The following is a 17,343-nucleotide window of genomic DNA, read 5'->3' as shown; positions in this document are numbered from 1 at the left end:
ACATTATAGAGCAATTTTTTAATTATTCAGTCAAAAACAAAGTTCTATGGAAAGATAAACCATTAAAAATACTGACATATTTTCAATCTAATTACATTAATAAATCTAAAAAAATGTATATTTACACTTGATCTTAGTTAAATTATGAGTGTATCTATAAATGTTGAAAGTGTAAAAGGTAAGAATCATTCTATGATTCGAAAATTGTAAGACTTTTACAAAGTAATATATATTGATATTGTAAGATGTTATAAATACTTTAAATACAATTATTGATTTATGCTTTGAATTATATATGTAAAGTTGTATAGGTTCTGTATAAAAAGAAGGTGTTAGAAAATAAATACTTTGAAAAGAATAATGCTTAAGTTATTTTAAAAAAAGAGAGAAAACTAATTTTATGATAGTAAAATATTGATTCAATTTTAATTTTATGATATATTTTTCGTTAGGGAAATTCATTTTATATTATTTTTAGAAGAGATAAGAGTAATCAAAATCTAATGATTACTTGTCTAGGAGGAAATATGGGTAAAGATATCTTTAGTAAGAAGAGTCGTTTCTCGATTCGTAAATTGAATATTGGAGTCTGCTCGGTCTTGCTTGGTACTTTGATCATGATTGGTCACACAGCTCAAGCGGATGAAACGACATCTGATGGAGCAACAGTTGCAGCTACAGCTGTAAGTGCAAGTCAAGGTGAAGGAGTTCCGGCCGCAACTTCGCCAAGCACAGCATCAGAAAGTGTCTCAACTACTACGGTAACACCAGCTGTCACTGAAACAGTCGCAGCGACATCAGTTGAGCCTACAAGTTCAGCGCCGGCAAATTCAGTAGCGACATCAACAAGTCAAGCGGTTGCTTCAGAAGCTACAGGCTCAACAAATGTATCAACTGCAAAACCAGCAACTGCATCAGAGGTACCTGCATCAGAGGCATCTCGTTCAGTTACAGCTTCTACAACATCTTCAACTACAGCAAGCTCAGAGATCACTAATACAAATAATATTACTGTGTCGGAAACACCAAATGCGCCTCGTGTACGTAGTCGTCGAAGTATCGCACAAGGAGAAACACGTTCAGCATCAACTGAAACACGTGCGTCAGATGGTGCACAAAATCTTGATTATTCTAATAAAGAAAATGTTCAAGATTACGTACAGATTAGCTACGAAGTAGATAAGGCTAATAATGTTCTTCATTGGACTGTTCTTGATAATCCTGGTCGAAAAGCAAATTCCGCTAGCGGTTATGTTTACTTTACGATTCCTAAAGATTCTGTTGGGGCACCAACAAACTGGAACGTTGTTCAAACTGACAAAAATGGAAAAGTAGTCAATACACGTAATTACTGGAAGGATAACGATGGATCATACTTAATGGGTCAAAATGGTAGAATGAATACCTATACTGGCGCTGAAATGACAAAGCGTTTGACTCAACTTTACAAAGATACAAAAAATCCAGCAATTAAAGGAAATGAAGCAGCGGTAGCGGCTCAAACAGCAGAACGTTCACAGGCTTTGTATACGATGACAGCGGATAATAATGCACTTCGTAATGTTATGTGGACGATTACATTTGACACACCAATCGTAGATAAATCTAAGCCACTTGACTATGTTGCAGGTATGCAAGGAACAGGAGTTATTGGCGGAAGAACGAATATTATGACTGGTTATGCGGATAACTTCATTGATAATGAAAGTTCAAAATTCCAAGCAGTAGCAGTCAAAGAAAAGTATACTGCAAAAGTTGGTGGAAGTTTTGATGCTACTCCGGCTAATTATGTAACCAATAAAGCTGGAACACCAGAATTCCCAAATAACTATCGTGGTGCAACAACATTTGCATGGAAAGACGGCCAAGCTCCAACTGCTACACAAGCAGGTACTTATACAAAAACCGTAGTGGTTACTTACCCAGCTCATTATAATCAAGCTCCACAAGAAGTGACAATTACTTTTGAAGTTCAAGGTGAAACACCAAAACCAGTTGCACCAGCAAGTCAGGTTCCAGAAATTACTTCAAATCTTAATGGTAAAGCAAGTACACCAGCTGATGTGACTGTAAATGCAACAGCAGGTTCAACTGTCAAACTTTACAACAATGATGGCGTAGTGATCGGTGAAGCAGTGGCCAATGAGCAAGGTGTAGCAACAATCCATCCAACAAATAGCCTTCCAGAAGGAGAAATTACAGCTACCTCAACACCAGCAGGTGGAAGTGAGTCAGCTAAGAGTGCACCGATTACAGTTACAAAAACACCGTTGACCTATGTAGGTGGAGGAGTTAGTGGTGATAACTACACTCAACTTTTGGTTACCGAGTCACATCTTACAGTTTACCCGGGTGATCCTGTCAATGTAACAATTCAAGCAGCAGGATCACCGTCAGTTGAAAAATTTTGGATTCCTAATAATCCTTATTTGGCAAAAGGACTAGCATATACGAATGATTCTAATGGTGGTTTTCTGGATACAGCTGGCTCAAATACTTATAGACAGCGTAAGGCATACTATCGTGGTAATGTTGATATGACGCAGTCTGCAGGTAGTTCCACTGCTACCTATGCTGTTAGAAATAAAAATGGTAAAGTAGTAACGAGAAATCTTACAATTACCGTTCTTGAGACAGCTAAGAAGTATGAGCCAACTCCTGGAGGAGCAAAAGTAGAAGTTGCTGATCCTAATAATATAAGTGCAACTGAGAAGGCAGCTATTGAAAAAACGGTTGGAGACGCGAATACTGCGCTTCCACAAGGAACAACATACGTTGCGGATGAAAAGGGTAATGTTACTATTACTTATCCTGATAAATCAGTAGATAAAATTGCTGCTGCATACTTAGTTACACCTGCAAAAGACACCACAGCTCCAGATAAACCAGTAGTGAATACAGATCTTACAGGAAAGGCTGGCACTAAGCCATCAGTTGAAGTGAGTGCAGAACCAGGCTCAACTGTTGCCCTTTACGATAAAGATAACAACAAGATCGGTGAAGCAACAGCGGGAGAAAATGGTAAAGCAACCATTACCCCAACCGTTGATATTCCAGCAGGAAATGTGACAGCTAAAGCAACAGATGCGGCAGGTAACACATCAGTTGCAAGTGATCCAAAAGTAGCGACAGATACAACAGCTCCAGCGAAACCAGTAGTGAATACAGACCTCACAGGTAAAGCAGGCACTAAGCCATCAGTAGAAGTGAGCGCAGAACCAGGCTCAACTGTTGCTCTTTACGATAAAGACGGTAATAAGATTGGTGAAGGAACGGCTGCTAGCAATGGTAAAGTAACCATCACGCCAACAGTTGATATTCCAGTAGGTAATGTAACAGCGAAAGCAACTGACCCATCAGGAAACACATCAGACGCAAGTGATCCTAAAGTAGCGACAGATACCACAGCCCCAGCGAAACCAGTTGTGAATACAGACCTTACAGGAAAAGCTGGCACTAAGCCATCAGTAGAAGTAACTGCAGAACCAGGCTCAACTGTTGCTCTTTACGATAAAGATGGCAACAAGCTTGGTGAAGGAACGGCTGCTAGCAATGGTAAAGTAACCATCACACCAACAGTTGATATTCCAGCAGGAAATGTAACAGCTAAAGCAACAGATGCGGCAGGTAACACATCAGACGCAAGTGATCCTAAAGTGGCGACAGACACCACAGCCCCAGCGAAACCAGTTGTGAATACAGACCTTACAGGAAAAGCTGGCACTAAGCCATCAGTAGAAGTAACTGCAGAACCAGGCTCAACTGTTGCTCTTTACGATAAAGATGGCAACAAGATTGGTGAAGGAACGGCTGCTAGCAATGGTAAAGTAACCATCACACCAACAGTTGATATTCCAGCAGGAAATGTAACAGCTAAAGCAACAGATGCGGCAGGTAACACATCAGACGCAAGTGATCCTAAAGTGGCGACAGACACTACAGCCCCAGCGAAACCAGTAGTGAATACAGACCTAACAGGAAAAGCCGGCACTAAGACTCCAGTTGAAGTCAGTGCAGAACCAGGTTCAACTGTTGCTCTTTACGATAAAGATGGCAACAAGATTGGTGAAGTGACAGCAGGCGCAGATGGCAAAGCTACCATCACGCCAACCGTTGATATTTCAGTAGGTAATGTAACAGCCAAAGCGACAGATGCAGCGGGTAACACATCAGACGCAAGTGATCCTAAAGTAGCGACAGACACTACAGCCCCAGCGAAACCAGTAGTGAATACAGATCTTACAGGAAAAGCAGGCACTAAGCCATCAGTAGAAGTAACTGCAGAACCAGGCTCAACTGTTGCCCTTTACGATAAAGATGGCAACAAGATCGGTGAAGCGACAGCAGGCGCAGATGGCAAAGCTACCATCACGCCAACCGTTGATATTTCAGTAGGTAATGTAACAGCCAAAGCGACAGATGCAGCGGGTAACACATCAGACGCAAGTGATCCTAAAGTAGCGACAGACACTACAGCGCCAGTGAAACCAGTAGTCGCTACAGACCTTACAGGTAAAGCAGGCACTAAGACACCGGTTGAAGTAAGCGCAGAACCAGGCTCAACTGTTGCTCTTTACGATAAAGATGGTAACAAGATTGGTGAAGCGACAGCAGGCGCAGATGGTAAAGCAACCATTACCCCAACAGTCGACATCCCAGAAGGTAATGTAACAGCGACAGCGACCGATCCAGCAGGAAACACCTCAGATCCAAGTGCTCCAGCTAAGGCAACTACTGGCGCAGATACAGAAGCGCCAGCGAAACCAGTAGTCGCTACAGACCTTACCGGTAAAGCCGGCACTAAGACTCCAGTTGAAGTGAGCGCAGAACCAGGTTCAACTGTTGCCCTTTATGATAAAGATGGTAACAAGATTGGTGAAGCGACAGCAGGAGCAGATGGTAAAGCAACGATTACGCCAACCGTTGATATTCCAGCAGGGAATGTGACAGCGACAGCGACAGATGTTGCTGGTAATACATCAGTTGCAAGTGATCCAGTTGAAGCAACTCGATTACGTACAGATGCGGATAAGAATGATCCAACAGCTAAGGCTCAAACAGTGACTCCAGGTTCAACACCAAATGCACAAGATTCAATTGGTAATGTTGCAGATTTACCAAGTGGAACAACATACGAGTTCAAGACACCAGTAGATACTGCTACAGAAGGTGAAAAAGACGCAACAGTCGTTGTGACATACCCAGACGGAACTACAGATGAGGTTCCAGTTAAGGTTACTGTAAAAGACCCACGTAGCGATGCGGAAAAGAATGATCCAACTGCTAAGGCACAAACAGTAACTCCAGGTTCAACACCAACTGCACAAGACTCAATTGGTAACGCAGGAGATCTACCAAGTGGTACAACATTTGCATTCAAGAAACCAGTAGATACTGCTACAGAAGGTGAAAAAGACGCAACAGTCGTTGTGACATACCCAGACGGAACTACAGATGAAGTTCCAGTTAAGGTTACTGTAAAAGACCCACGTAGCGATGCGGAAAAGAATGATCCAACTGCTAAGGCACAAACAGTAACTCCAGGTTCAACACCAACTGCACAAGACTCAATTGGTAACGCAGGAGATCTACCAAGTGGTACAACATTTGCATTCAAGAAACCAGTAGATACTGCTACAGAAGGTGAAAAAGACGCAACAGTCGTTGTGACATACCCAGACGGAACTACAGATGAAGTTCCAGTTAAGGTTACTGTAAAAGACCCACGTAGCGATGCGGAAAAGAATGATCCAACTGCTAAGGCACAAACAGTAACTCCAGGTTCAACACCAACTGCACAAGACTCAATTGGTAACGCAGGAGATCTACCAAGTGGTACAACATTTGCATTCAAGAAACCAGTAGATACTGCTACAGAAGGTGAAAAAGACGCAACAGTCGTTGTGACATACCCAGACGGAACTACAGATGAGGTTCCAGTTAAGGTTACTGTAAAAGACCCACGTAGCGATGCGGAAAAGAATGATCCAACTGCTAAGGCACAAACAGTAACTCCAGGTTCAACACCAACTGCACAAGACTCAATTGGTAACGCAGGAGATCTACCAAGTGGTACAACATTTGCATTCAAGAAACCAGTAGATACTGCTACAGAAGGTGAAAAAGACGCAACAGTCGTTGTGACATACCCAGACGGAACTACAGATGAAGTTCCAGTTAAGGTTACTGTAAAAGACCCACGTAGCGATGCGGAAAAGAATGATCCAACTGCTAAGGCACAAACAGTAACTCCAGGTTCAACACCAACTGCACAAGACTCAATTGGTAACGCAGGAGATCTACCAAGTGGTACAACATTTGCATTCAAGAAACCAGTAGATACTGCTACAGAAGGTGAAAAAGACGCAACAGTCGTTGTGACATACCCAGACGGAACTACAGATGAAGTTCCAGTTAAGGTTACTGTAAAAGATCCAAGTGCACCAGCTACAGATGCAGATAAGAACACTCCAGTAGCGAAAGATCAAACTGTTAAACCAGGAGATAAACCATCTGCTAAAGATTCAATCGGTAATGTAGATGATCTTCCTAAAGGCACAACTGTAGAGTTCAAGACACCAGTGGACACAACAACACCAGGTGAAAAAGATGCGACAGTAGTGGTAACATACCCAGACGGATCTAAGGATGAAGTTCCAGTTAAAGTAACTGTAAAAGATCCAAGTACACCAGCTAAACCAGTTGTCGCTACAGACCTTACTGACAAAGCAGGTACTAAGACTCCGGTTGAAGTGAGTGCAGAACCAGGTTCTAAGGTTGAATTGTTCGATAAAGACGGCAACAAGATTGGTGAAGCAACAGCTGATGAAAATGGTAAAGCTACGATCACACCAACTGTAGCAATTCCAGCCGGTAATGTAACAGCGAAAGCGACAGACCCAGCAGGAAACACTTCAGATGCCAGCGATCCAATGGTAGCAACAACTGATACAACAGCTCCAGCTAAACCAGTTGTCGCTACAGACCTTACTGACAAAGCAGGTACTAAGACTCCGGTTGAAGTGAGTGCAGAACCAGGAACTAAGGTTGAATTGTTCGATAAAGACGGCAACAAGATTGGTGAAGCAACAGCTGATGAAAATGGTAAAGCTACGATCACACCAACTGTAGCAATTCCAGCCGGTAATGTAACAGCGAAAGCGACAGACCCAGCAGGAAACACTTCAGATGCCAGCGATCCAATGGTAGCAACAACTGATACAACAGCTCCAGCTAAACCAGTTGTCGCTACAGACCTTACTGACAAAGCAGGTACTAAGACTCCGGTTGAAGTGAGTGCAGAACCAGGTTCTAAGGTTGAATTGTTCGATAAAGACGGCAACAAGATTGGTGAAGCAACAGCTGATGAAAATGGTAAAGCTACGATCACACCAACTGTAGCAATTCCAGCCGGTAATGTAACAGCGAAAGCGACAGACCCAGCAGGAAACACATCAGATGCCAGCGATCCAATGGTAGCAACAACTGATACAACAGCTCCAGCTAAACCAGTTGTCGCTACAGACCTTACTGACAAAGCAGGTACTAAGACTCCGGTTGAAGTGAGTGCAGAACCAGGTTCTAAGGTTGAATTGTTCGATAAAGACGGCAACAAGATTGGTGAAGCAACAGCTGATGAAAATGGTAAAGCTACGATCACACCAACTGTAGCAATTCCAGCCGGTAATGTAACAGCGAAAGCGACAGATCCAGCAGGAAACACATCAGATGCCAGCGATCCAATGGTAGCAACAACTGATACAACAGCTCCAGCTAAACCAGTTGTCGCTACAGACCTTACTGACAAAGCAGGTACTAAGACTCCGGTTGAAGTGAGTGCAGAACCAGGTTCTAAGGTTGAATTGTTCGATAAAGACGGCAACAAGATTGGTGAAGCAACAGCTGATGAAAATGGTAAAGCTACGATCACACCAACTGTAGCAATTCCAGCCGGTAATGTGACAGCGAAAGCGACAGATCCAGCAGGAAACACTTCAGATGCCAGCGATCCAATGGTAGCAACAACTGATACAACAGCTCCAGCTAAACCAGTTGTCGCTACAGACCTTACTGACAAAGCAGGTACTAAGACTCCGGTTGAAGTGAGTGCAGAACCAGGTTCTAAGGTTGAATTGTTCGATAAAGACGGCAACAAGATTGGTGAAGCAACAGCTGATGAAAATGGTAAAGCTACGATCACACCAACTGTAGCAATTCCAGCCGGTAATGTAACAGCGAAAGCGACAGACCCAGCAGGAAACACTTCAGATGCCAGCGATCCAATGCTAGCAACAACTGATACAACAGCTCCAGCTAAACCAGTTGTCGCTACAGACCTTACTGACAAAGCAGGTACTAAGACTCCGGTTGAAGTGAGTGCAGAACCAGGTTCTAAGGTTGAATTGTTCGATAAAGACGGCAACAAGATTGGTGAAGCAACAGCTGATGAAAATGGTAAAGCTACGATCACACCAACTGTAGCAATTCCAGCCGGTAATGTAACAGCGAAAGCGACAGACCCAGCAGGAAACACATCAGATGCCAGCGATCCAATGCTAGCAACAACTGATACAACAGCTCCAGCTAAACCAGTTGTCGCTACAGACCTTACTGACAAAGCAGGTACTAAGACTCCGGTTGAAGTGAGTGCAGAACCAGGTTCTAAGGTTGAATTGTTCGATAAAGACGGCAACAAGATTGGTGAAGCAACAGCTGATGAAAATGGTAAAGCTACGATCACACCAACTGTAGCAATTCCAGCCGGTAATGTAACAGCGAAAGCGACAGACCCAGCAGGAAACACATCAGATGCCAGCGATCCAATGCTAGCAACAACTGATACAACAGCTCCAGCTAAACCAGTTGTCGCTACAGACCTTACTGACAAAGCAGGTACTAAGACTCCGGTTGAAGTGAGTGCAGAACCAGGTTCTAAGGTTGAATTGTTCGATAAAGACGGCAACAAGATTGGTGAAGCAACAGCTGATGAAAATGGTAAAGCTACGATCACACCAACTGTAGCAATTCCAGCCGGTAATGTAACAGCGAAAGCGACAGACCCAGCAGGAAACATTTCAGATGCCAGCGATCCAATGCTAGCAACAACTGATACAACAGCTCCAGCTAAACCAGTTGTCGCTACAGACCTTACTGACAAAGCAGGTACTAAGACTCCGGTTGAAGTGAGTGCAGAACCAGGTTCTAAGGTTGAATTGTTCGATAAAGACGGCAACAAGATTGGTGAAGCAACAGCTGATGAAAATGGTAAAGCTACGATCACACCAACTGTAGCAATTCCAGCCGGTAATGTGACAGCGAAAGCGACAGATCCAGCAGGAAACACTTCAGATGCCAGCGATCCAATGGTAGCAACAACTGATACAACAGCTCCAGCTAAACCAGTAGCGAACACAGTTAAAGCTGGTGACACAGCAATCACAGGTACAGCCGAAGCAGGCTCAACAGTAGAAGTAACGCTTCCAGATGGCTCTAAAGTATCGGCTAAAGCTGGTCAAGATGGTAACTTCAGTGTACCAGTCAGCGGTTTGAAGGAAGGTGACACAGTTTCTGTCACTGCAACAGATGATGCAGGCAACACCTCTAACCCAACATCAGTGACTGTAGGTAAGGGAACTGATACGATAGCGCCAGACGCACCAGTTGTGAACACAGTTAAAGCAGGCACTACAGCAGTAACAGGAACAGCCGAAGCAGGCTCAACAGTAGAAGTCACTCTTCCAGATGGCTCTAAAGTATCGGCTAAAGCTGATCAAGATGGTAACTTCAGTGTACCAGTCAGCGGCTTGAAGGAAGGTGACACAGTTTCTGTCACTGCAACAGATGATGCAGGCAACACCTCTAACCCAACATCAGTGACTGTAGGTAAGGGAACTGATACGACAGCTCCATCAGCACCAGTTGTAAACCCAGTTAAAGCAGGCACTACAGCAGTAACAGGAACAGCCGAAGCAGGCTCAACAGTAGAAGTAACGCTTCCAGATAGCTCTAAAGTATCGGCTAAAGCTGATCAAGATGGTAACTTCAGTGTACCAGTCAGCGGTTTGAAGGAAGGTGACACAGTTTCTGTCACTGCAACAGATGATGCAGGCAACACCTCTAACCCAACATCAGTGACTGTAGGTAAGGGAACTGATACGATAGCGCCAGACGCACCAGTAGTGAATACTGATCTTACAGGTAAGGCGGGCACTCGTACTCCAATCGATGTTATTGCAGAACCAGGTTCTAAGGTTGAATTGTTCGATAAAGACGGCAATAAGATTGGTGAAGCGACAGCTGATGAAACAGGTCTCGCAGTGGTAGTTCCAACAGTTAACATTCCAGAAGGTAGCGTGACAGCTAGAGCGACAGACCTAGCAGGTAACGTTTCAGGAGCTAGTGCTCCAATGTTTGCCACAACAAGTGGAACAGTAGATTCCTTCAACAATGGTAAGGGTTCTGAGAATACTCCAACAGTTGTTAAACCATCACTAAATGGTAAAGTTGAGTCATCAACAACTTTAGCTAATCATATGAACCTTAAAGCAAGAGCAAACATTTCATCAACTGAAAAAGATGCTTCTACACTTCCAGAAACAGGAGACGAAGTATCTATCGGTGGCGTAGTCCTTGGTGGAATTCTTGCGGCAGCTGGACTTGGTTTAGTAGGAAAACGCAAAAAAGAAGACTAAAATAGTTAATAGGTTAAATCCCTCAATATAGTTAGTTAGACTATTTCAGTTTTCGAAAAAGAGACTCATCCCATAAGGGGTGGGTCTCTTTTGTGTCTATTGAACGATGATTTTTACTTACATTAAAATATTAGATATAAAATTGAATAAGAGAGATTAGCCCAATTATTTTTCTTTTGAATTATTAGTATTTTGAATTTCAATAGAATATTTTTACAAATGTTAGAGTCTTTATAATTATTTATATGAAAAGGCTTTAGAGGTTTTCATGAAAGAAAAGTATGGTTGCTAAATAATTATTTATATTGATTAAAAATTAGAGAAAATACTTGCCTAAAGATTAAAAAAAGGATATGATAGATTTCGGAAGAAGGATAATAAATGTATAGAGTGCGTGTTTTTCAGTAACGTCTTCGTTTTTGAAGTGCCTTTGGGGTACAACGATTAACATATAGGAAGATTATGAATGAAACAAGCAAATCATGTTTTTGAAAAAGTGACAAAATACGCCATTCGTAAATTGTCAGTTGGTGTCGGGCCAGTTGCTATCGGAACATTCTTGTTAGCAGGTGGTCTTTTCGTGTCTAAGCCAGTTTCGGCGGATCAGATTACTACGGATGCTTCGGTACATATGGCCTATGTTACTGAAAATGAATTGACAGCTGAAGAGCAGAAGCAAGTGATTCATGCTATTCCAAAGGAATATCAAAATGATGATACTTTTTATCTGGTCTATAAACGTAAGGGAGACAGTCAAGCTACTCTTCCTCAGACAGGTAGTTCTGACTGGGCCGCAACAGGTTTAGGGCTGACAACAGCAACTTTGGCTGTGCTCCTATTTTCAAAAAAACACCGCAAAAAGATTATTGGATTGGTCTTGATTGGAGCAGCAGGGCAAAGTTTACTTGTCCCTCTTGAGGTTCTTGCTTTGCAAAATAAGGAGTTACAGGCATATAATCAGACTCTGACTGTCTCAGATGAGGCGGATCTAGCTAAAGGTGTTATTACAATCGATGGTTATGAGTATGTCGGCTATCTTCGTTACTCGGCTAAGCCTGAACTTGAACAACCTTTGGAGAATACTTTGAAAGGACTTGAGCCATCAAGAGAAGATAAAAACACAGCAAGCCGGGATGAAATAGATAAAGAAATCAGTTGGAAAAAAGGAACTCAGGAGCCAGGTCATGAGGGCGAAGCTCTAGTTCAACCTGCTAATCCAGAGTACACTGGACCAATTAGCGCTAAAGGTACGCAAGAATCAGGTCATGAAGGTGAAGCAGCTGTTCAACCTGCTAATCCAGAGTATACGGGCCCAATCAGTGCTAACGGCACACAAGAAGTTGGCCATGAGGGTGAGGCAGTGGTTCAACCCGCCAATCCAGAATATACTGGTGTTATCAGTGCTAACGGTACGCAAGAGGTTGGTCACGAAGGCGAGGCTCTAGTTCAACCCGCCAATCCAGAGTACACCGGCCCAATCAGTGCTAACGGGACACAAGAAGTTGGCCACGAAGGCGAGGCTCTAGTTCAACCCGCCAATCCAGAGTATACGGGCCCAATCAGTGCTAACGGTACGCAAGAGGTTGGTCACGAAGGCGAGGCAGTTGTTCAACCTGCTAACCCAGAGTACACCGGTTCAATCAGTAGCGATACTACAAGTGCCAATGGTACCCAGGAAGTTGGTCATGAGGGAGAAGCGTGGGTTCAACCTACCGCTCCAGAATATACGGGCCCAATCAGTGCTAACGGCACACAAGAAGTTGGCCATGAGGGTGAAGCTGTGGTTCAACCAGCGGCTCCAGAATATACTGGTCCAATCAGTGCTAATGGCACACAAGAAGTTGGCCACGAAGGCGAGGCAGCTGTCCAACCAGATAATCCAGAGTACACTGGACCAATCAGTGCCAATGGAACACAAGAATCAGGCCACGAAGGTGAGGCCCTTGTTCAACCTGAGAATCCTGTTCATACCCCAGTTGTCGGCAGTATCACAGAGACTGAAACGCAAGCCATCGATTATCCTATCGAAGTGATTACGGATGATAACAAGTATATGGATGAAGAAGTTGTCGAACAAGAGGGTAAAAAAGGTAGCCAAGAAATCCAGAAAATTTACCAAACCATTGATGGTGTCAAGGTTGGTGAGCCGACTATTGTGTCAGGTAAGGTTATTGAGGTGCCACAACCTAGAAAAATCCGTCGTGGTAGCAAGCCTCTAGATGGCACAACGACGGAGGAGTCCATTGTAGAGCTTCCATTTAAAGAAATTGTCCAAGAGGATGATAGTCTTGAAAAGGGAACTCTTAAGGTCGTTCAAGAAGGCCAAAAAGGTCAAAATAAAATCACTAAGGTCTATAAGACCTATAAAGGGAATAAGACGTCTGAGGCACCAACTGTCACTGAAACCGTGCTAGTTCCTGTCCAAGATCGTATCGTTCGCAAAGGGGCTAAGATATCAGAAAAACCAGTTCTTACACTGACACAGATTGACAAGGATGACTTGGGTCGAAGTGCCAAGCTTAGCTACCAATTGACTAATCCAGGTTCAGTAGCCATCACGACTATTAAAGCGGTACTTAAGAAAGATGGACAAGTTGTCCAAACGCTTGATGTTCCTAGCACGACCTTGACTGCTGATTTAACAAACTTAGACTATTACAAGCCGTATACACTTACAACAACCATGACCTTTGATCGTGGCAATGGTGAGGAAAGTCAGGTCCTGGCAGACCAAACCATCCAACTTGATCTCAAGAAAGTTGAGCTTAAAGATTTTGCCCGTACGGATTTGATTAAGTATGACAATCAAACAGAAGTGGATGAAACCCGTCTGACAGCTGTACCTCAAGACCTTACGAATTATTACTTGAAGATGACTTCGGCAGATCAGAAAACAACTTACTTGGCTGTCAAGTCTATCGAAGAGACAACAGTTGATGGTAAGGCGGTTTATAAGGTAACTGCAGAAGCGGACAATTTGGTGCAACGTGATGGCCAAAATCATTTTGCTCAAACTTATAGCTACTACATTGAGAAACCGAAAGCTAGTCAAGCCAATGTTTACTATGATTTTGCTGAGTTGGTCAATGCCATTCAGGCTAATCCATCAGGTGAATTTAGACTGGGTCAAAGTATGAGTGCTCGTCACGTTGTTCCAAACGGCAAATCATACATTACGACCGAATTTACTGGTAAGTTGATTAGTGATGGTGACAAACGTTTTGCCATCTATGATTTGGAACACCCATTGTTCGATGTTATCAATGGGGGAACCATTAAGAATATCAACTTTGAAAATGTAGACATCAATCGCCCTGGTCAGAATCAAATAGCAGCAGTTGGATTTAACCTTAAAAACAAAGGTTTGATTGAAGATGTTAAGGTGACTGGTTCAGTTACTGGTAATAATGACGTTGCGGGGATTGTCAATAAGATTGATGAAGATGGCAAGATTGAAAATGTCGCCTTTATCGGTAAGATTAACTCTGTTGGTAATAACTCGACAGTTGGTGGGATTGCTGGCTCAAACTACATGGGATTTGTTAACAGAGCTTATGTGGATGCGACTATTACGGCCAATAATGCCAATGCAAGTATGCTGGTACCATATGTCACCTACATGCTTAATAGCTGGAAGTCTGGAACTAAGGCAAGGGTAACAAATTCAGTAGCCAAAGGTGTTCTTGATGTTAAAAACACAAGATATGTCGGTGGTATTGTTGCCAAGACTTGGCCTTACGGAGCTGTTCAAGACAACGTGACCTATGCCAAGGTAGTTAAAGGTCAAGAAATCTTTGCATCTAATGATGTTGATGACGAAGATGGTGGACCTTATATCAAAGACCTCTTTGGGGTTATCGGCTATAGTTCTGCCGAAGATGGCACTGGTAGAGATACCAAGAGTCCGAAAAAACTCAAACATTTGACTAAGGAAGAAGCTGACAAGCGTGTTGAAGGCTACAAAATAACGGCTGATACATTTGTCAGCGAACCTTACGCGTTGAATACTCTTAATAATGTTTCTAGTCAAGCTGATTTTGCCAATATTCAAGACTATAATCCAGAATACAACCAGGCTTATAAGAATATTGAGAAACTTCAACCGTTCTATAACAAGGATTATATTGTCTATCAAGCAAACAAACTGGCTAAAAACCATAACTTGAATACCAAAGATGTACTCTCAGTGACACCAATGAAAGACAGTAATTTTGTCACAGACTTAAGCGATGCTAACAAGATTATTGTTCACTATGCTGATGGTACTAAAGACTACTTCAAGCTTTCAGATAGTTCAGAAGGTTTGAGCAACGTTAAGGAGTACACTGTTACTGATTTGGGTATCAAGTACACTCCGAATATTGTCCAAAAAGATCACTCAAGTCTTATTAATGGTATTGTTGATATCCTTAAAACGATTGAGTTGCAGTCTGATCCAATTTACCAAAAACTTGGTCGTACCGGTCCAAATAGAGTAAATGCCATTAAGAACCTCTTCTTGGAAGAAAGCTTTGAGGCTGTTAAAGCTAATTTGACTAACCTTGTGACTAAGCTGGTTGAAAATGAGGATCACCAGCTTAACCAATCACCTGCCGCTCAACAAATGATTCTTGATAAGGTCGAGAAAAATAAGGCTGCTCTCTTGCTAGGTTTAACCTATTTGAATCGTTATTACGGTGTTAAGTTTGATGATGTCAATATCAAAGAAATCATGCTCTTCAAGCCAGACTTCTATGGTAAAAATGTGGATGTCCTTGACCGTTTGATTGAGATTGGCTCTAAGGAAAATAATATCAGTGGATCAAGAACATATGATGCTTTTGGTGAAGTTCTAGCGAAATATACTAAATCTGGAGATTTAAATGGTTTCCTAAACTATAATAGAGAATTGTTCACTAATATCGACAATATGAATGATTGGTTCATCGATGCCACTAAGGACAAGGTCTATGTTGTAGAGAAAGCTTCGCAAAATGAAGGTGTCGGTGAGCACAAGTATCGTGCTTACGATAACTTAACACGTGGCCTACACAGAAAAATGATTCTGCCATTATTGAATCTTGATAAAACAGAGATGTTCTTGATTTCAACCTATGACACCATGTCATATGGAACAGCTAACAAGTACAATACGACTCTTGAGAAACTGAAACCTGAGATTGATCTAGCTGCCCAACGTCAAATCAACTACCTTGATTTCTGGCATAGATTGGCTACAGACAAAGTTAAAAACAGATTGTTCAAAGATATTGTCAATCCTGTCTGGGAAGGTTTCTATGTCTGGGGTCATGGTTGGCCAGGTTGGCCAGAGCGCTACGGTCAATTTAAAGACAGTACAGAAGTCTATGCGCCAATCCGTGAAATCTATGGTCCAGTTGGTGAGTACTATGGAGACAACGGAGCTATGGCCGGTGCCTATGCTGCTATCTATGACAATGCCTTTGATAATCGTGCCAAAGTTACTTTCGTCATGTCTAACATGATTAGTGAGTACGGTGCTTCGGCCTTTACGCATGAAACGACCCACATCAATGACCGTATTGCTTACTTTGGAGATTATGGTCGTCGTGAAGGAACAGACGTTGAAGCATATGCCCAAGGTCTTCTTCAATCACCAGCTACTCAAGGTCATCAAGGTGAATACGGCGCCTTAGGACTTAACATGGCCTTTGAAAGAGAAAACGACGGTAATCAGTGGTATAACACTAATCCAAACAAGTTGAACTCACGTGAAGCCATCGACCGTTACATGAAGGGCTACAACGATACCCTCATGCTTCTTGACTCACTTGAAGGGGAAGCGGTCCTCAGTCAAGGAAATCAAGAGCTCAATAACGCATGGTTCAAGAAGGTAGATAAACAGCTACGAGGTAACAGTAAAAATCAATACGACAAGGTTCGTGCTCTAAGTGATAGTGAAAAGGCTATTAACTTGACCTCTATTGATGACCTTGTGGACAATAACTTCATGACCAATCGTGGTCCAGGAAATGGTGTCTATAAACCAGATGATTTCTCTTCTGCTTATGTCAATGTTCCTATGATGTCTGCCATCTATGGAGGAAATACCAGCGAGGGTTCTCCTGGTGCCATGTCCTTCAAGCATAATACCTTCAGACTCTGGGGTTACTATGGCTATGAAAAAGGCTTCCTAGGTTATGCGACTAACAAGTATAAACAAGAAGCAAAAGCGGCTGGTAAGGACACCCTTGGAGACGACTTTATCATTAGCAAGATTTCTGATGGTCAGTTCAACTCACTAGAAGCCTTCAAGAAGGCCTACTTCAAAGAAGTGAAAGACAAAGCGTCACATGGTTTGACGACAGTTACAATTGACGGCACAACAGTAAGCTCTTACGATGATTTATTAGCCTTGTTTAAGGCTGCAGTAGCAAAAGATGCTGCAAGTATTAAAACAGATAATAACGGTAATAAATCAGTGTCAACAAGCCATACGACGAAACTCAAAGAAGCTGTCTATAAGAAACTCCTACAAGAGACAGATAGTTTCACAAGTTCTATTTTCAAATAATAGATGAAAGAATCCCCTTTGGCGAAAAGCCAAGGGGATTTTTGAATCTTTCTTGAAATCTTGTGCCAAAAAGTCTGAAAACCTAGTAGTGATAAGGGATTTAGAAATCAAGCGGTAAGA

2 protein-coding genes are annotated in these 17,343 nt (G+C 42.6%); both read left to right on the top strand.

The annotated features are described in order from the left end of the window. The first annotated feature begins 527 nt into the window (after nucleotides 1–527). A complete protein-coding gene (locus BSR19_RS11815) occupies nucleotides 528–10,691 on the top strand; it encodes an Ig-like domain-containing protein (RefSeq protein WP_197092243.1) in 10,164 nt (3,387 codons plus the stop codon). Between the two features lie 466 nt (nucleotides 10,692–11,157). Then, a complete protein-coding gene (locus BSR19_RS07340) occupies nucleotides 11,158–17,223 on the top strand; it encodes a ZmpA/ZmpB/ZmpC family metallo-endopeptidase (RefSeq protein WP_156246917.1) in 6,066 nt (2,021 codons plus the stop codon). The last annotated feature ends 120 nt before the right edge of the window (nucleotides 17,224–17,343 follow it).

This window comes from Streptococcus salivarius, assembly GCF_009738225.1.
Lineage (GTDB): Bacteria > Bacillota > Bacilli > Lactobacillales > Streptococcaceae > Streptococcus.
Note: the sequence above shows the minus strand (reverse complement) of the source record. Positions and strands in the feature narration are given on the sequence as shown.

Excerpts from the sequence above, each read along its gene's own strand:
- BSR19_RS11815 (WP_197092243.1), top strand. The coding sequence starts at position 528 with ATGGGTAAAGATATCTTTAGTAAGAAGAGTCGTTTCTCGATTCGTAAA.
- BSR19_RS07340 (WP_156246917.1), top strand. The coding sequence starts at position 11,158 with ATGAAACAAGCAAATCATGTTTTTGAAAAAGTGACAAAATACGCCATT.